16 protein-coding genes are annotated in these 17,348 nt (G+C 64.3%); 5 read left to right on the top strand and 11 right to left on the bottom strand.

Going from position 1 to position 17,348, the window contains the following annotated elements; genetic code table 11:
- The 11 genes from kdpB to PP4_RS08095 all read right to left on the bottom strand — a co-directional run bounded on the left by kdpB (nt 1) and on the right by PP4_RS08095 (nt 10,145).
- Nucleotides 1–2,055: a potassium-transporting ATPase subunit KdpB gene (kdpB, locus tag PP4_RS08145; protein ID WP_016498719.1), complete on the bottom strand. Its 2,055-nt coding sequence runs from the start codon at nt 2,053–2,055 to the stop codon at nt 1–3.
- 9 nt (nt 2,056–2,064) lie between these two features.
- The gene (gene kdpA, locus PP4_RS08140; RefSeq protein WP_016498718.1) at nt 2,065–3,759 is read right to left on the bottom strand and encodes a potassium-transporting ATPase subunit KdpA; all 1,695 of its coding nucleotides are present in this window, start codon (nt 3,757–3,759) and stop codon (nt 2,065–2,067) included.
- A gap of 9 nt (nt 3,760–3,768) precedes the next feature.
- A complete protein-coding gene (kdpF, locus tag PP4_RS08135; RefSeq protein ID WP_003251485.1) occupies nt 3,769–3,858 on the bottom strand; it encodes a K(+)-transporting ATPase subunit F in 90 nt (29 codons plus the stop codon).
- Nucleotides 3,859–4,090: 232 nt separating this feature from the next.
- Nucleotides 4,091–5,143 carry an AI-2E family transporter gene (locus PP4_RS08130; RefSeq protein ID WP_016498717.1) on the bottom strand — a complete coding sequence of 351 codons (1,053 nt, stop codon included), beginning with the start codon at nt 5,141–5,143 and terminating at the stop codon, nt 4,091–4,093.
- 12 nt (nt 5,144–5,155) lie between these two features.
- On the bottom strand, nt 5,156–5,950 hold the full coding sequence (locus PP4_RS08125; RefSeq protein ID WP_016498716.1) for a DUF4892 domain-containing protein: 795 nt from the start codon (nt 5,948–5,950) through the stop codon (nt 5,156–5,158).
- Between the two features lie 109 nt (nt 5,951–6,059).
- The gene (locus PP4_RS08120) at nt 6,060–6,914 is read right to left on the bottom strand and encodes an alpha/beta hydrolase (RefSeq protein ID WP_016498715.1); all 855 of its coding nucleotides are present in this window, start codon (nt 6,912–6,914) and stop codon (nt 6,060–6,062) included.
- Nucleotides 6,911–7,699, bottom strand: coding sequence for an alpha/beta fold hydrolase (locus PP4_RS08115; protein ID WP_016498714.1), 789 nt, complete (start codon nt 7,697–7,699; stop codon nt 6,911–6,913). Before PP4_RS08115 ends, PP4_RS08120 begins: the two co-directional genes overlap by 4 nt.
- Before the next feature lie 93 nt (nt 7,700–7,792).
- Complete coding sequence (locus tag PP4_RS08110) at nt 7,793–8,179, bottom strand: hypothetical protein (RefSeq protein ID WP_016498713.1); 387 nt, start codon at nt 8,177–8,179, stop codon at nt 7,793–7,795.
- A 101-nt stretch (nt 8,180–8,280) separates the two neighbouring features.
- Nucleotides 8,281–8,739, bottom strand: coding sequence for a phosphohistidine phosphatase SixA (sixA, locus tag PP4_RS08105; RefSeq protein WP_016498712.1), 459 nt, complete (start codon nt 8,737–8,739; stop codon nt 8,281–8,283).
- Entirely contained in the window at nt 8,736–9,083 is a 348-nt protein-coding gene (locus tag PP4_RS08100; protein ID WP_016498711.1) for a DUF4389 domain-containing protein, read from the bottom strand. Before PP4_RS08100 ends, sixA begins: the two co-directional genes overlap by 4 nt.
- A gap of 36 nt (nt 9,084–9,119) precedes the next feature.
- Complete coding sequence (locus PP4_RS08095) at nt 9,120–10,145, bottom strand: NAD(P)H-dependent glycerol-3-phosphate dehydrogenase (RefSeq protein ID WP_016498710.1); 1,026 nt, start codon at nt 10,143–10,145, stop codon at nt 9,120–9,122.
- A gap of 209 nt (nt 10,146–10,354) precedes the next feature.
- Between PP4_RS08095 and PP4_RS08090 the strand changes: the two genes are divergently transcribed.
- The 5 genes from PP4_RS08090 to fabB all read left to right on the top strand — a co-directional run bounded on the left by PP4_RS08090 (nt 10,355) and on the right by fabB (nt 17,275).
- Nucleotides 10,355–12,502 (top strand): TonB-dependent receptor plug domain-containing protein, encoded by a 2,148-nt coding sequence (locus tag PP4_RS08090; RefSeq protein ID WP_172488771.1) that lies wholly within the window; start codon nt 10,355–10,357, stop codon nt 12,500–12,502.
- Nucleotides 12,502–13,392, top strand: a complete 891-nt coding sequence (locus PP4_RS08085) for a hypothetical protein (protein WP_016498708.1) — start codon at nt 12,502–12,504, stop codon at nt 13,390–13,392. Before PP4_RS08090 ends, PP4_RS08085 begins: the two co-directional genes overlap by 1 nt.
- Nucleotides 13,389–15,320: an ATP-binding protein gene (locus PP4_RS08080; RefSeq protein ID WP_016498707.1), complete on the top strand. Its 1,932-nt coding sequence runs from the start codon at nt 13,389–13,391 to the stop codon at nt 15,318–15,320. Before PP4_RS08085 ends, PP4_RS08080 begins: the two co-directional genes overlap by 4 nt.
- Before the next feature lie 207 nt (nt 15,321–15,527).
- Nucleotides 15,528–16,043 carry a 3-hydroxyacyl-[acyl-carrier-protein] dehydratase FabA gene (gene fabA / locus PP4_RS08075; RefSeq protein WP_016498706.1) on the top strand — a complete coding sequence of 172 codons (516 nt, stop codon included), beginning with the start codon at nt 15,528–15,530 and terminating at the stop codon, nt 16,041–16,043.
- 11 nt (nt 16,044–16,054) lie between these two features.
- A complete protein-coding gene (gene fabB / locus PP4_RS08070; protein ID WP_016498705.1) occupies nt 16,055–17,275 on the top strand; it encodes a beta-ketoacyl-ACP synthase I in 1,221 nt (406 codons plus the stop codon).
- The last annotated feature ends 73 nt before the right edge of the window (nt 17,276–17,348 follow it).

Here is a 17,348-nt window from a genome sequence, read left to right as displayed (position 1 = left end):
TCAGACCAGGTTCAGGGCATTGAGCAGCAGGTCGATCAGCTTGATCCCGGCAAATGGCACCAGAATGCCGCCCAGGCCGTAGATCAGCAGGTTGCGCCGCAACAGGTGCGCCGCACTGGCCGCCTGCACCCGCACGCCACGCAACGCCAGCGGGATCAGCACGATGATGATCAGCGCGTTGAACACGATGGCCGACAGGATCGCGCTCTGTGGGCTGGCCAGGTGCATCAGGTTGAGTACGCCCAGCTGCGGGTAGATGGCCGCAAACAGCGCTGGCAGGATGGCGAAGTACTTGGCCACGTCGTTGGCAATAGAGAACGTGGTCAACGCACCGCGGGTCACCAGCAACTCCTTGCCGACCTGTACTACATCCAGCAGCTTGGTCGGATCGCTGTCCAGGTCGACCATGTTGGCCGCCTCGCGCGCGGCCTGGGTGCCGTCGTTCATGGCCATGCCCACATCGGCCTGGGCCAGTGCCGGGGCGTCGTTGGCGCCGTCGCCGCACATGGCCACCAGGCGACCGTCGTTCTGCTCCTGGCGAATGCGCGCCAGCTTCTTCTCGGGGGTGGCCTCGGCCAGTACGTCATCCACGCCCGCTTCGGCGGCGATGGCAGCGGCAGTCAACGGGTTGTCGCCGGTCACCATCACCGTGCGGATGCCCAGCTTGCGCAGTTCGGCGAAGCGCTCGCGGATGCCGGGTTTGACCACGTCCTTGAGGTGGATCACGCCAAGCAGGCGCTTGTCGATACACACCAGCAGTGGTGTGCCGCCACTCTGGGCAATACGTTCCACTTCGCGGGCCAGCGCCGGGGGCATTTCCAGGCGTTGCATGCCGACGAACGCCAGCACTGCATCTACCGCGCCCTTGCGGTAGCGGTGCTGCTGGTAGTCGATGCCCGACAGGCGCGTTTCGGCGCTGAAGGCCACGGCTTCGAACTGACCGGCGGGAGGCTCGACGAAGTCGTGCAACTGGCGCAGGTACTCGACAATCGACTTGCCCTCGGCAGTATCGTCAGCCAGCGAGGCCAGCAAGGCGCCCTCCCCCAGTTCCTTGGCAGCGATGCCCGGTGCTGCATGCAGCGCGCTGCAGCGGCGGTTGCCGAAGGTGATCGTACCGGTCTTGTCGAGCATCAGCGTATGCACGTCACCGGCGGCTTCCACTGCACGGCCCGAGCGGGCAATGACGTTCAGCCGCACCAGCCGGTCCATGCCGGCGATGCCGATGGCCGACAGCAGCCCGCCGATGGTGGTGGGGATCAGCGTCACCAGCAACGCAGCCAGGAAGATCAGCGGCAGGCTGCCCCCCACAAATTGGGCGAACGGCTGCAAGGTCACCACCACGATCAGGAAGATCAGCGTCAGGCCGATCAGCAGGATGTCTAGGGCGATCTCGTTGGGAGTCTTCTGTCGCTTGGCACCTTCGACCAGGGCAATCATGCGGTCCAGGGTCGACTCGCCTGGGTTGCTGGTAATACGGATCAGCAGCCAGTCGGAGACCAACCGGGTGTTGCCGGTGACCGCCGAGCGGTCGCCGCCGGACTCGCGGATCACGGGTGCAGACTCGCCGGTAATGGCGGCCTCGTTGACCGCCGCGATACCTTCAAGCACCTCGCCGTCGCCGGGGATCATCTCGCCGGCTACCACGCGTACCACGTCGTCCTTGCGCAGCGCGCTGGCAGCAACCGTCTCGTAACTGCCATCACGCTGGCGACGCTGAGCGGTCAGGCCTTGGCTACCGGCCTTGAGGCTGTCGGCGCGGGCCTTGCCACGGCCCTCGGCGAGGGCTTCGGCGAAGTTGGCGAACAGCACGGTAAACCACAGCCACAGTGCGATTTGCACGGCAACACCCGTGCTCACGCCATTACCGGGGGCGAAGCACAGCACGGTGGTGAGCACTGCGGTCAGGGCCACCACCAGCATCACCGGCGAGCGTTTGAGCTGACGCGGGTCGAGCTTGACGAACGCCTGCACCAGCGCCGGGCGCCACAGCGCGGCGAAGCGGGTCTGGTCCTTGGCAGTGTGCCGGGTATTCACTTCAGGAATGGGCATGTTCATGATCGGTCCTCAAAAACCCAGGCTCAGGTGTTCGGCGATTGGCCCAAGGGCCAGGGTCGGCAGGAAGGTCAGGCCACCGACCAGCAAAATGGTCACCAGCAGCAGGCCGGTGAACAGCGGGCCGTGGGTGGGGAAGCTGTTCTGCCCCTGTGGCGCGCTTTTCTTCGCCGCCAGGCTGCCGGCCAAGGCCAGGATCGGCAGGATGTAGCCAAAGCGGCCGATGAGCATGGCCAGGCCGATCATCAGGTTGTGGTACACCGTGTTGGCGCCAAAACCGGCGAACGCCGAGCCGTTGTTGGCCGTGCCCGAGGTATAGGCGTACAGCAGCTGGCTGAAACCATGCGCCCCAGGGTTGGTGACCGCCCCCGCCGGGCCTGGCAGGCTGGCAGCAATGGCGCCAAGCACCAGCACGCCCACCGGCATCACCAGCAGGGTCGCCACCAGCAACTGCACCTCACGGGCCTGGAGTTTCTTGCCCAGGTATTCCGGGGTGCGGCCAATCATCAGCCCGGCCAGGAACACCGCGATCAGGACGAACAACAGCATGCCGTAGAGGCCAGCCCCGACGCCGCCGAAGATCACCTCGCCGACCATCATGTTGACCATCGCCACCATGCCGGTCAGCGGGTTCAGGCTGTCGTGCATGGCGTTGACCGAGCCGTTCGAGGCCGCGGTGGTAGTGACCGTCCACAGCACCGAACCGGTGGTGCCGAAGCGGCTTTCCTTGCCCTCCAGGGGGCCGGTCTGCTGCACCTGCGGGTTCTGCAGGGCCGGGTTGGGTTGATGCTCGGACCACAACGCCGTGCTGCCACCGATCAGGAACAGGGCAAGCATGCAGGCGAGGATGGCGCGGCTCTGGCGCAGGTCCTTCACGTAGTGGCCGAAGGTGAACACCAAGGCCACCGGAATGAGGATGATCGAAGCCACCTCGAACAGGTTGCTCCAGGCCGTGGGGTTTTCGAACGGGTGCGCCGAGTTGACGCCGAAGAAGCCGCCACCATTGGTACCCAATTGCTTGATAGCGATCTGGCTGGCAGCCGGCCCCAGTGGAATGGTCTGGTCAGCACCTTGCAAGGTCAGCGCATGGGCATAGTCGGCAAAGGTCTGCGGCACGCCCTGCCATACCAGCAACAGCGCCAACAGCAAGCACAGCGGCAGCAAGCAGTAGAGGGTGGCACGGGTCATGTCGACCCAGAAGTTGCCCAGCGTCGAGGTGCTGCGCCGGGCAATGCCACGGCACAGCGCAACCAGCACGGCCAGGCCGGTGGCAGCACTGACAAAGTTCTGCACGGTCAGGCCGAGCATCTGGCTCAAATAGCTGACCGAGGCCTCACCGCTGTAGGCCTGCCAGTTGGTGTTGGTCACGAAACTGACGGCGGTATTGAACGCCAGCGACCATTCCTGGCCTGGCAGGTGCTGCGGGTTGAGCGGCAGGTAGCCCTGCAATAGCAGCACGGCGAACAGCAGCAGGAACCCGACCAGGTTGAAGGCCAGCAGGGCCAGGGTGTACTGCCGCCAGTTCTGCTCCTGGCTGTCGTTCACCCCCGCCAGCCGGTAGCAAGCTTGCTCGACCGGGCCGAGTAGTGGCGACAGCCAGGTGCGCTGGCCTTCCATGACCTTGAAGTAGAACCGCCCGAGCCAGGGTGCCGGTAGCAGCACGATGGCAAAGAACGCCAGGAGCAAGGCGAAATCGTAACTGTGCATGGTCGCTCCCTAGCTGCGATCGGCGCGCAGCAGCGCCACCAGCAGATAAAACGCCAAGGCCACTGCCAGCAGCAGTGACAGCCCGTCGAGCATGTTCATGAGTGGTTCTCCCCGTGTTACGGCTTGGGCCGCTTTGGGGAAATTGTCTTAGGGAGGGGCGTAAAGGGGCGAGATCTGGGGATGGGGGGAGGTATAAAGAATGCGTAAAGATCAGCTTGTTGGGCTGCCTGTACTGGCCTCTTCGCCGGTGAATCCACCGGTACAACACAGGCCATGAAGACTGTGCAGTACATGTGGGAGCGGGCGTGCCCGCGAAGAGCCCGTTACAGGCTTATTGCTGTGGCGGCTGCTGTGCGGCGTTACGGCTCCAGTCCAGCAGCAGGCTGTAACCGACCGCCAGCAAGGTCGGCCCAATGAACAGGCCAATGAAGCCAAACGCAAGCAAGCCACCGAATACACCCAGCAGCACGATCACCAGTGGCAGGTTGCCGCCACGGCTGATCAGGTACGGCTTGAGCACGTTGTCCACGCCGCTGATGACGAAGGTGCCCCAGATACCCAGGAACACCGCCATGCCGTATTCGCCCTTCCACACCAGCCAGGCAGTGGCCGGGATCCAGGCCAGTGGCGGGCCCATGGGGATCAGGCTGAGCATGAAGGTCACCAGGCCCAGCACGATCGCCCCGGGCACCCCGGCAATCAGGAAGCCGATCAGCGCCAGCAGCGCCTGCGCCGCCGCCGTGCCGATCACCCCGTTGACCACCCGCTGCACGGTACCGGCTACCAGCTCCAGGTAATACTCGGCGCGCTCGCCCATCAGCCGGTGCAGCAAGCGCAACACGAAGGCTGCCAGACGCGGCCCGTCGCGGTAGAAGAAGAACACGAACACCAGGCTCAGGGTCAGTTCCAGCACACCGCTGCCGATCTGCGCACTGCGCGCCAGCAACCAGTTGCCCACCTGCCCGAAGTAGGGCTTGGCCGAGGCCAGCAAGGCCGCGCCTTGCTGGTCCAGCGATTGCCACCCGTTGACCAGGCGCTCGCCCACGAATGGAATGCCACCCAGCCAGGCCGGCGCATCGGGAAGGCCATCGACCTGCACGTCACGTACAAACGCCGTGGCATCGCGAATGTGATCGGCCAGGTTGAACCCCAGCCACACCAGCGGCAGTGCCACGATCAGGATCCAGGCCGTGGTCAGCAGGCTTGCCGCGAGGGTTTCACGCCCGCCCAGCACACGGGTCAGCAAGCGCATCAACGGCCAACTGGCAAAGGCCAGGATGGCCCCCCACAGCAATGCCGAAATGAACGGTGCCATCACCCACAGGCCGGCGCCCAGTAACGCCAGCAGCAGAATCTGGACCAGCAGGCGATCATTGTTAACCATGGTGGCGCTCGTTCAACGGATCAGTTCAAGGTGCAGGCCGTCTGTAGGCGCACTGCCGACCTCAAGGCGGCCATTGCGCACACCGGCCTTGACCAGCGCCTCGCGCCAGGCTTCGGCCTGGGCGCCACTGAGGCTGGCGCGCAAGGTGCTGTCGAGGTTAAGGCTGCGGGCCAGCAGGTTCACCCAGGTGTCTTGCGGTGCAGCAAGGTCAGGGTAGTCGAGCTTGCCGGTGTCACGCATTTCGCGCAGCACCGTGGCGGCGGTTGGCAGCAGCTCGCCCAGCGGGCTGCCGGCGACGAACTCCTCCACATGCAGGTAGGCGCGGCGGTTGCCACGGGTGACGCTGTACAGCGCGACCAAGGTGTCGGCCTCTTCTGCCGAGCGGCGCAGCAAGATGAACGCCTGCTGCTCGTCGCCACCGTTGAGGCGGGCATTGGCGAACACATCGTTGGCCCACAGGCTGGCCTCGCCGCAATCGCGGCCCTGGCACCAGAACAACGGGTAACCGCCGTCACGCTGCAGCTCTTCGCGGGCACTGGTGAAGGCTTCACGTGCAGTCCGTTCGACTGGCAGTTCGTAGGTTACCGAGCTGACCTGGCCGCGGCTCTCGACCTTGTTCTCGACCCGCAGGCGGCCGCTGATCTTGCGCAGCGGGCCCATGGGGTAGACACGCTCCTGCTCCACGGCCGGGCGCTGGTCAACGACCTTTGCGTCCACCGGCACCGGCAGGCTGCCCGCCCACAACAAAGGGCTGGCCAGCGCCAGGCAGGCGGCGACAGCAGTACGGATGGCAACAGGCGCGCTCATTGGCGAACCAGGCGGCGCGCGGCGCCGAAGTGAAGCTCCAGGATGTCTGGCAGTTGCATGGTTGTCTCCCTGTTCAACCCGCCAAGCCTCGACACTTGTCCGGTGCAAGTCAAGCAAAGCCAAAGAAGCGATTGATACAGTCTGCGACAAGGGCCGCGCCCTGCTCATCATTCAGGTGCAGGTGATGGCCACCGGGCAGCGTCACCTGCTCAAAGGGTAGCTGCTCAAGCAACGCGGCGTGGCGCGCCAGCATGCCGTCGGCGGCCACCACCAACAGCGCCGGGCAACTCACCCGGCGCACATGGGCCATGGCCTGGGCTTCACTCAGGCGCACCGGCGATGGCAGGGTGAGGCGGCTGTCACTGCGCCAGCTGTAGCCACCGGGTACCGGCATCAGGCCACGTTGCGCCAGCAATTCTGCAGCCTCGCGGCTGACCGCGACCATGCCTTTCATCCGCGCATGCACGCCTTCTTCCAGCGTTGCGTACACCGACTTGCGTTTGCCATCCAGCCGCAACTGGGCTTGCAGCGCCATCCCCAAGCGCTCGCCTGCGTCCTGCTCGGCACCGGTCGGCGGGATGACGCCGTCGATCAACGCCAGGTGGCTGACCCGGTCGGGCAAGGCGCCGGCCAGTTGTACCGAAATGATTGCGCCCAGCGAGTGGCCCAACAGGGCGAAACGCTGCCAACCCAGCTGCTCGGCAACCCGCAGCACGTCGTGGGCGTAGTCGGCCAGGGCATAGCCGGCACCAGGCGGACGGTGTTCCGAGTAACCGTGCCCGGCCAGGTCCAGGGCGACGATGCGCAGGCCCTTCAGTAGCGGCGCCAGGCGGGCGTAACTGTTGGCGTTATCCAGCCAGCCATGCAGGGCAATTACCGGCAGCCCGTCCTCGGGGCCGAACAGGTGAGCCGCCAGTTCGATATGGCCCAGGCTGAGGCGCACTTCCTGCACCTGCGCGCTCATGCCTGGCTCCAGCGGTCGAACAGGCCCTTGATCAGGCTGGCGGTGTCGGTCGGGCGCTCCAGCGGGAACATGTGGCCGCCGGGCACACTGTGGTATTCGCCTTTGGGCATACCGCGCACCGCCAGGGTGTGGTGACGGCGAATGACGTTGCTGCGCTCGCCGCGCACCATGGCCAGCGGCACCTGCAACTGCCGTGCGGGCGCGGGGCTGGTGTGCGGGATGCTGCGGTAGATACTGATTTCGGTGGCCGGATCGAAGCGCAGTTGCAGCCCCTGCTCCATCGCCTGCAGGCCATGTTCTACATAGGCTTCGAGGCAGTCGGGGTCAAAATGGCGAAACAGTGACTTGCCAGCAAAATAGTCCCGGGCACTGTCGCGGTCATTGAAAACTTCGCGGCGCCCCAACGTGCGGCCGGCCGGGGTAATGCGGTCAATGAAACCGAAACGCTTGGCGGTGCGCAGCAGCCACTGGTCGGCACGGGTGAGCACCGGCGAGTCGAGCATCACCACCCCACGGTAGTACTCGGGGCGACGCAAGGCAGCATGCAGGTGCAACACTCCTCCCAGCGAATGCCCGACACCCCAGATGGGCTGGTCCTGCTGCGCCAGGTGATGCAGCAGCTCATCGACCAGGCTCTGCCAGTTGTCGTCTACCGGAAAGCGCGGATCGTGGCCGTGCTGGGCCAGGTGCCGCACCTGGTAGTCCGGCGCCAGGGCAGCGAACAGCTTGCCATACGTGGCCGAAGGGAAACCGTTGGCATGAGCGAAGAAGATCTGCTGCGACATGGCGCCTGGTCCGGACGGAAGATGATGGCTCATTGTCGGCATCGGGGCGCGATTCAGCAACATTCGGAAAGGTCATCAACGAGGGCTATCAGGTCACGCCGAGCGGTCGAAGCTGGCCAAAGACCGGCGCAAGCAGGCCTGCATGTAGGCCAACTGGCTTTCCAGCGCCTCACGGGCCAGGCGCTGGTCCTGAAAGTCGAGTTGCAGACGGCGCAAGGCCAGGCAACTGGTTTGTAGCAGGTGGGAGACTCGCAGGCAGGCATCCTGCAGCGTGCGCAGGTCCCGATCGCTTTGCTGCCTGATAGCAGGCTCCAGGTTGCCGTTGCGGTTGACCTTGTGCAGCAACTGGTAGAGCTTGGCGTCGGCCGAATCGCGCAGCAGGCTGTACTGGGCGAAGTCCAGCGTAACGCCTTGCTCCACCTTGTCCACGGTGGGTTGCAGGTCCAGGGAACTCAACAGCTCCCGCATTTCACCGCTCATCCGCTGCTCCCTGCCTGATTGCTTTGAGGCAACGCTAGCAAGGGGCCATCAAGTGCGGCAACTGACAAAAATGCCAGTTGCCTTATCGATTTGCCGGGGAATCACACCGGTGGGCTGATCGCTCGGAGGGTCATCAGCCCAGCCAAGGGCCACTCCCCTTCCAGCTCCGCCAGGCTGGCGGTGCTCATGGCGGCTGGTTGCTGTTGGTGACCATGCTCCAGCGCACCGATCAGATTCCCCACCAGCGGCTGGTGGCTGACCAGCAGTACATGCTCCAGCCCCAGGCGCTCGATTTCGCCGATGACCTGCTGCACATCACTCTCTGGCGTCAACCAGGGCACGGTACGCACCGGCTCCCTGAAACCCAGCGTGTCATGCACCAGCGCCGCCGTTTGCTGGGCGCGCACGTAGGGGCTGGCGATAATCGCCTGCAGCGGCTGCCCAAGCAGGCGGGCAGCGCTGTGCAGCACCTGCTCGCGACCATGGCCGGTCAGGCGGCGCTCGGCGTCGGTATTGGCCCGCGGCTCCGCCTCACCGTGGCGCAGCACCCACAGCTTCACAGCTTGGGTTCCTCGTCCCGCACCGGGTGCGGGGCCGGTGCCACGGCATGCGGCGCCTCGCCTTCCGGGGCACGCGGTGCTGGCCAGTCGGCAAATGGCCAGGGCTTCTGCTCAGTGTGAAAGCTGCCATAGCGGCCGATCTGCGCCAGGTACTGGCTCAGGCTGTCGCCGAAGTTCATCAGGCTGGCGCTGGGCGCGCCATACACCAGGCGGTAGATGAGTTGCACCAGTACCAGGCCGCCGAGCAGCAATTCGGCCAGTTGCCAGACCACCAGGAACACCAGCATCCACAGCACCCGCAGGATGATCGACTCGCGCTGGGCGCGTTCGGGTGTATCGTTCATGTGTTGCTCCTTGCTCGTGTCAGAGCCGCCAAGGGCTCAGTTGAAACCGCTGATGGAAATGAAATCGACATCGGTCTTGGGCTCGGCGCGCATCAGGTGCTCGATCACCTGGTTCAGTGTGCGGCCTTCGAACAGGATGGCATGCAAGCCCGCCACCAGCGGCATGTACACCTGTACCTCCTGCGCCTTGGCCTTGAGCACCTTGAGGGTGTTGACGCCTTCGGCCACCTCGCCCAGGCGGCTGACAGCCTGTTCCAGGCTCAACCCCTGGCCCAGCGCATGGCCCACCTGGTAGTTGCGGCTCTTGGGCGAGGAGCAGGTGACGATCAGGTCACCGACACCGGCCAGGCCAAGGAAGGTCATGGGGTTGGCGCCCTGGCTGACGGCAAAGCGGGTCATCTCGGCCAGGGCCCGGGTAATCAGCATGCTCTTGGTGTTCTCGCCCATGCCCAAGGCCACGGCCATGCCAGCGATAATGGCGTAGACGTTTTTCAGCGCCCCACCCAGTTCGACGCCGAAGCGGTCGGCGCTGGCGTAGACCCGGAAGGTGCGCCCGTGCAGTACATCCTGCACTTGCTGGCAGAGTTGTTCGTCCTCGCTGGCGACCACTGTGGCGGTCAGCGCATGTTCGGCGATCTCGCGGGCCAGGTTGGGGCCCGACAGCACCCCGATGCGGGCGTCAGGGGCGATCTCTTCAAGGATCTGGCTCATCAGCTTGAAGCTCTGCGCCTCGATACCCTTGGTCAGGCTGACCAGGCCCTTGCCCCGCAACAGCTCGGCGTGGGGCGTCAGGACACTGCGCAAGGCACTTGATGGCAGCGCGACGAAGATCAACTCGCTGGCCTGCAAGGTGGCCAGCAGATCGTTGACCGGCTCCACGCCATCCTGCAGGCGGATGCCCTTGAGGTAGCGCGGATTCTCGCGATTGACGCGCATGGCCTCGGCCTGCGCCGTGTCGCGCATCCATTGGCGCACCGGCACACCGTTTTCCGCCAGCAGGTTCGCCACGGCGGTGCCGAAGCTGCCGCCTCCCAGAACTGCAACAGGTTGCTGTTCAGTCATATCCAATCCGTTAAAGCCAAAAATTAAGTGGCGACCCGGCCATTATACGGCTCGCCTGCTACAGAACCAGTGTCAGTACTGGCCTCTTCGCGGGCAAGGCCGCCCCCACAGGTACACACAGCGTTCAGCCGCTGTGAAAGCGGGCTCATCCAGGAAAGGGCCAGAACAGCCGACGCAGATCACTGGAAAATACGCCAAGGTCAGTTACCATGCCTGTTTCAATCCTGATACAAGGCTGCCCCGTGTTCCCTGGCTCGCCCCCGTTCCCGCGCCTGCTGATACTGACTGCCCTGCTCGGTGGCCCGGCCATGGCCGACGACCTGTTCATCGACAACAGCGACCTGCCGCAGGTTCTGACCGCCACGCGCCTGAAACAATCCCCGGCGGCAGTCCCGGGCAGCATGACCGTGCTCGACAGCGAGCTGATCCGCGCCAGCGGCGCCCGCGACATCCCCGAACTGCTGCGCCTGGTACCGGGCATGATGATTGGCTACGGCGCCGGCAACCAGCCGACGGTCAACTACCACGGCAGCAACGCCAGCGAAGCGCGGCGCATGCAGGTGCTGATCGATGGCCGCTCGGTGTACCGGGCTGGCCTGGCCACGGTGGACTGGAGCGACATCCCCCTGGCCATGGAAGACATCGAGCGCATCGAGGTGTTTCGCGGCCCCAACACGGTCAGCTACGGTGCCAATGCGCTGATGGCGGTGGTCAACATCCTCACCCGTAACCCCGCCGACAGCCATGGCACACGATTGAAAGTGACCCGCGGCGAGGACGGCATCAACGACTTCTATGCCAGCCACGGTTTCGGCTGGGATGGCGGCGACATGCGCCTGTCGTTGTCGGGCCAGCAGGACGACGGCTTCGACCACGACCAGTTCGGCCAGGACTACCGGGACAGCCGCCGGCTGACCCGTTTCAACCTCAGTGCCAGCCACAACCTGGCGGTCGACCAGACCCTGGAGTGGCAACTGGCGGCAAAAGAAGGCAGCAACCAGCGGCCCTATACCTACCAGCCGGTATTCCCCTACGTTACCCAGCGCGGCGACAATGCCGACGTCAATGCCAAGGACTACGCAGGGTCGGTGCGCTGGAACATCGACTTCAATCCCGACCACAGCCTGTATGTGCAGGGTTCGGCACAGCATTTCGACCGCCAACAGGTCTGGCGGGCGTGTGATGCCGCACTGTCGTTCAGCCCCGAACTGACCCGGCTGTGGCAGATGAACCCCAATTACGCCGAGCTGGTCGCACGCGGCGCCAACAACCCGCCACCCAGCAGCAACCCGGCAGAACAAGCGCTGGTCGATGCCATCAAGGATCAGTGGAACAACCAGGGCGGCAGCAGCGTGGTCTGCGGCGATGTGGACCAGAGCACCCGCGAAACCCGCTACGACCTGGAAATCCAGGACACCCTGAGCCTGACCGACAGCCTGCGCCTGCTCAGCGGCATGAACTACCGCTATGACCGTGCCGACTCGCAGACCTACTTCAACGGCAGCATCGACGACCAGACCTGGCGCCTGTTCGGCCAGCTGGAATGGCGCGCCGACGAGCACTGGATCTTGCAGGGCGGGGCGATGTTCGAAGACTCGCGCCTGTCGGGCAGCTCACTGACCCCGCGCGTTGCGGTCAACTACCTGATTACCCCGCGCCATGGCCTGCGCGCGGTGTATTCCGAGGCGGTGCGCTCGCCCGACATGTTCGAGAACAACATCAACTGGAGCTACACGGTCAAGAACCTCAGCCCCAATGCGTTCGGCCAACAGCATGGTGAGTATTTCGTCAAGACCCGCGGCCCAGGCGACCTCGATCAGGAGCGCATGCGCTCGCGCGAACTGGGCTACAACGGCTATTTCAGCGACCTCGATTTGAGCATGGACGTGAAGCTGTTCTACGACGAGATCACCGGCATGATCAGCGAGCCCCTGCGCAACAACCAGTACATCGCCAGCAACGCCAACAAGGCACGTTTCAGCGGCAGCGAGGCGCAACTGGACTGGCGCCCCACCCTGCGTGACCGCCTGCGCCTGACCTACGCCTATGTCGATGCCTGGGCCAGCAACCCCGACGACCGCCGCCTCAGCGCCCGCAACAGCGGCTCGGCCGGGTGGATGCGCGAATGGGGCGATGGCTGGTCGAGTGCGCTGTTCTACTACGGTGACGATGCGCTCAACCAGTACCGCTACGAGCGCCTGGACCTGCGCCTGGCCAAGCGCCTTCGGGTGCAGGGCAGCAACCTGGAGCTGGCGGCGCTGTGGCAACAACGCCTGGACGACGAGCCGACCACCACCGTTCAGAACCGCTACGACAGCCGCCACCGCCTCAGCTTCAGCGCGGAGCTGGCGTTCTGATGGCCCTGGTGCTGCGCCTGTTGCTGCTTTGCCTGTGGCCATTGGGGCCCTTGTCCGCCAGCGAAATTCTGCTGGTAGGCGCGCAAGACCAGCCCGGCATCCGCAGCTTTGTCGCCGCACTCGAAAGCCGTCGGCCGCACGATCATGTGCATTTCCAGACCACTGCCGACCTGCCCCCCCCTGGCAAGCTCAAAACCGACCAGCGCCTGATTCTGCTCGACAGTGCTGCCCTGGAGTGGCGCCTGGGTGAAAACGCCGGCCCGCCAGCCCTGGCCATGCGAATAAGCCGGGTGCAGGCTGAACAGCGCCTGGGAAAGTCGCGCCCGGCGTTTCTCACCTTGCTGTGGAGCGACCCGCCGTTGGGCCGGCAACTGCGCCTGGCGCGCTACCTGCTGCCACAGGCCCAGCGCATTGGTGTGCTGTACGGCGAGCACAGTGGTTTTCTGCTCGAAGAGCTGCGCCATGCGGCCCGCCCGCTGGGCCTGGAAATCATTGCCCAGGACTGGCCCGACCTGCGTGACAGCCGGCCCCTGCAGCACCTGCTGGGTAACAGCGATGTGCTGCTGGGCCTGGATGACCCGGACCTGTACAACTCCAAGACTGCGAAGAACCTGTTGCTGAGCAGTTATGGCCGGCAGATGGCGCTGATCGGCCCGAACGCCGGCTTTGTTCGCGCCGGCGCACTGGCCAGTACCTACAGCGACCAAGAGGACTGGCTGGCAGTACTTGACCAGTTGCTCGACCAGCCTCCGGGGCGCTGGCCGCGCAGCCTGTATCCGGCCCGTTTCGGCGTCAGTGGCAACCAGCAGGTGGCGCGCGCCCTGGGCCTGCAACCGATCGATCCGTCCGCCGCCGCCAAGGCCCTGGCCGAAGGAGAGCCCACCCCATGAGCAAAGGCCTGAGCTGGGACATCCACACCCGCACGCAAATCATAAGCCTTGGCCCTGCCCTGCTGCTGACCTTGCTGCTGATCAGCTTCTTCACCTTCGTGCGCATCCAGGACCTGCGCCAGGAGCTGAACCACACCGGGCAGCTGATCGCCAACCAGTTGGCCCCGGCCTCGGAGTACGGGGTGATCTCGGGCAACAACGAGGTGCTCGAAGGCCTGATGCGCGCCACCCTCAGCATCCCGCACGTGCGCTTCCTCGAGGTGCAGGACAGCCGCAACCACATCCTTGTGTACGTCGAGCAGTCCGACGAAAGCGCCAACCGCGCGCAGCGCGTAGAGGTGTTCCAGGCGCCCATACGCTTGCAGCAAATCCGCCTGGACAGCGACTTCCTGCAGCAGGGCAAGGCCGCCACACCCGCGATCGGCGATGACTACCTGGGCCGGGTGATCGTCGGCATGTCCGATGACGCCTTCAGCCAACGCCAACAGGAAATCGTGATCAAGGCCGGCATCCTGGCGCTGTTCGCCTTGCTGTTCACCTTCTTGCTGGCGCGCCGCCTGGCCCTGAGCCTGGCCAAGCCGATCAGCGACATGGGCCATGCGGTCAAGGCCATACAGCAGGGCCAGTACAACACCCCGCTGCCCGTGGTCGATGATAGCGAGCTCGGCCACCTGGCCCGCCATATCAACAACCTGGCCAACGCCCTGGAGCAGGCCAGCGATGAACAGAAGCAGGCCATTGCCGAGCTGATCCAGGCCCGCGAGGAAGCCGAACAAGCCAACCGAGCCAAATCGGACTTCCTGGCGATGATGAGTCACGAGCTGCGCACCCCGATGAATGGCGTGCTGGGCATGCTGCAGCTGCTGGAAACCACGCAGCTAAGTACCGAACAGGCCGACTACACCGCAGTGGCCAGCGAATCCACCGGGCATTTGCTGAAAGTCATCAACGATATCCTCGACTTCTCGCGCATCGAACGCGCTGCGCTTCAGCTGGAACACATCAATTTCAACCTGGGTGAGCTGATTACCAGCAGCGTCCTGTCGTTCCAGCACAGTGCCCAGCAGCGTGGCCTTGGCTTGCACCTGCAACTGCCGGCCGACATCGAGCAGTTGCAAGTGAACGGCGACCCCACGCGCATCCGCCAGATCCTGCTGAACCTGGTCGGTAACGCACTGAAGTTCACCGAACGCGGCCAGGTTCAGGTCGAAGCACGCTGGCAGGTGCTCGACCGGCAGTTGATCTGGCTCACCTGCAGTGTGCGCGACACGGGTATCGGGATCGATAGCGACCGCCTTGAAATGATGTTCGTGGCCTTCCAGCAGGCCGACAGCTCGATCTCCCGCCGTTATGGCGGCACCGGGCTGGGCCTGTCGATCGCCCGCACCCTGGCCGAACGCATGGGCGGCAAGCTGCGCGGTGAAAGCCGCGAAGGCCTGGGTTCTACATTTACCCTGGAGATGCCGCTGGCCCTGGCCAGCCCTCCCCCCAGCCAGCCGACGTTGCCAACGCACGCGAAAACGACGGCGCCCGGCAGTGATCAGGTGCTGCTGGTAGAGGACAATCCGGTCAACCAGAGCGTCATCGAAGCCATGCTGCGCAGCCTGGGCCTGGCGGTATGCACAGCCGAAGATGGACTTGAGGCCGTCGACCTGGTCAGCCGCCAGCGCTTTGCCGCCGTGCTGATGGACTGTCGACTGCCGCACCTGGACGGCTATGAAGCCACCCGGCGTATCCGCCAATTGCCCAACGGCACCGGGTTACCGATCATCGCCCTGACGGCCAATGCGATGCAGGGTGACCGCGAGCGTTGCATGGCCGCTGGCATGGACGACTACCTGAGCAAACCCTTGCGCCGTACCGAGCTGCAGCAGGTGCTGGAACGCTGGTTACCCGGTCAGACAACCGCGACTGGCGATAAATGCTAAAGTGCGGCAGTCTTAAACACTGGACAGGACCATCGTCGGACCTGAAAATAGACGTTTCAGTGCACACCTGTACTTCTTTCACCGGGTGCACTGTGACTTTCACCACAACGCAATAGTCTACCTGTAGGCTGCCGTCTTGAACGCGATGCGTATCAGGCCGGCCGGGAAGATTCATCCCCTGCCGCAGGGGGTTATTGAGGAGCTCGCATGACCAAACAACACGCCTTTACTCGGGAAGACCTGCTGCGCTGCAGTCGCGGTGAGCTGTTCGGCCCAGGTAATGCGCAACTGCCCGCGCCGAACATGCTGATGGTCGATCGCATCACCCATATCAGCGAAGAAGGCGGCAAGTACGGCAAAGGTGAATTGGTCGCCGAGCTGGATATCAACCCGGACCTGTGGTTCTTCGCCTGCCACTTCGAAGGCGATCCGGTCATGCCGGGCTGCCTGGGCCTCGATGCCATGTGGCAGCTGGTAGGCTTCTTCCTCGGCTGGCAAGGCCTGCCGGGCCGCGGCCGCGCCCTGGGCTCGGGCGAGGTGAAATTCTTCGGCCAGGTACTGCCAGAGGCCAAGAAAGTCACCTACAACATTCAGATCAAGCGTGTCCTGAAGGGCAAGCTGAACATGGCCATCGCCGATGGCTCGGTCAGCGTCGACGGCCGTGAGATCTACACTGCCGAAGGCCTGCGGGTCGGCGTGTTCACTTCCACTGACAATTTCTAAGGGTTATTCGCATGCGCCGCGTCGTTATCACTGGTCTGGGCATCGTATCGTGCCTGGGCAATGACAAAGCTACCGTCACCGAAAACCTGCGTAAAAGCCGTCCGGGTATCCGTTTCAACCCGGAATACAAGGAAATGGGGCTGCGCAGCCAGGTTTCCGGGTCCATCGACCTCAACCTCGAAGAACTGATCGACCGCAAGGTATACCGCTTCGTCGGCCACGCCGCGGCGTACGCCTACCTGGCGATGCAGGACGCGATCAAGGACGCAGGCCTGACCGAAGAGCAGGTTTCCAACCCGCGTACCGGGCTGGTAGCTGGCTCCGGCGGCGCCTCGACCCTGAACCAGATGGAAGCGCTGGACACCCTGCGCGAGAAAGGCGTCAAGCGCGTCGGCCCATACCGTGTCACCCGCACCATGGGCAGCACCGTTTCGGCGTGCCTGGCCACCCCGTTCAAGATCAAGGGCCTGAACTACTCGATCTCGTCGGCATGCGCCACCTCGGCACACTGCATCGGTACCGCCCTGGAGCAGATCCAGTGGGGCAAGCAAGACATCGTCTTCGCCGGTGGCGGTGAAGAAGAGCACTGGAGCCAGTCGTTCCTGTTCGATGCCATGGGCGCCCTGTCGACCAAGCGCAACGAAACCCCGGAACTGGCCTCGCGTGCCTACGATAACGACCGTGATGGCTTCGTCATTGCTGGCGGTGGCGGCATGGTTGTGGTCGAAGAGCTGGAACACGCCCTGGCCCGTGGCGCCAAGATCTACGCCGAAATCGTTGGCTACGGTGCGACTTCCGATGGCTACGACATGGTTGCCCCGAGCGGCGAAGGCGCCATCCGCTGCATGCAGCAGGCACTGTCCACCGTCGACACCCCGATCGACTACCTGAACACCCACGGCACCTCGACCCCGGTCGGTGACGTTGCCGAGATCAAGGGCGTTCGCGCGGTATTCGGCGACAAGGCACCGAAGATCAGCTCGACCAAGAGCCTGTCGGGTCACTCGCTGGGCGCTGCTGGCGTGCACGAGGCGATCTACTGCCTGCTGATGATGGAAAACAACTTCATCGCCGGCTCCGCCAACATCGACGAACTGGACCCGGAGGTCGCCGACCTGCCGATCCAGCGCGAAACCTTGGAAAACGCCAAGATCGATACGGTCATGAGCAACAGCTTCGGCTTCGGCGGCACCAACGCCACCCTGGTGCTCAAGCGCTGGGAAGGCAAGTAAGACGCTGATGCGGTAATCGAAAACGCCCCGACTGGTTCGGGGCGTTTTCATTTGTGTTGCCTGTACCGGCCTC

The organism is Pseudomonas putida NBRC 14164, assembly GCF_000412675.1.
Classification (GTDB): Bacteria; Pseudomonadota; Gammaproteobacteria; order Pseudomonadales; family Pseudomonadaceae; genus Aquipseudomonas; species Aquipseudomonas putida.
The sequence above is the reverse complement of the archived record's forward strand: the minus strand, read 5'-3'. Positions and strand labels throughout refer to the sequence as shown.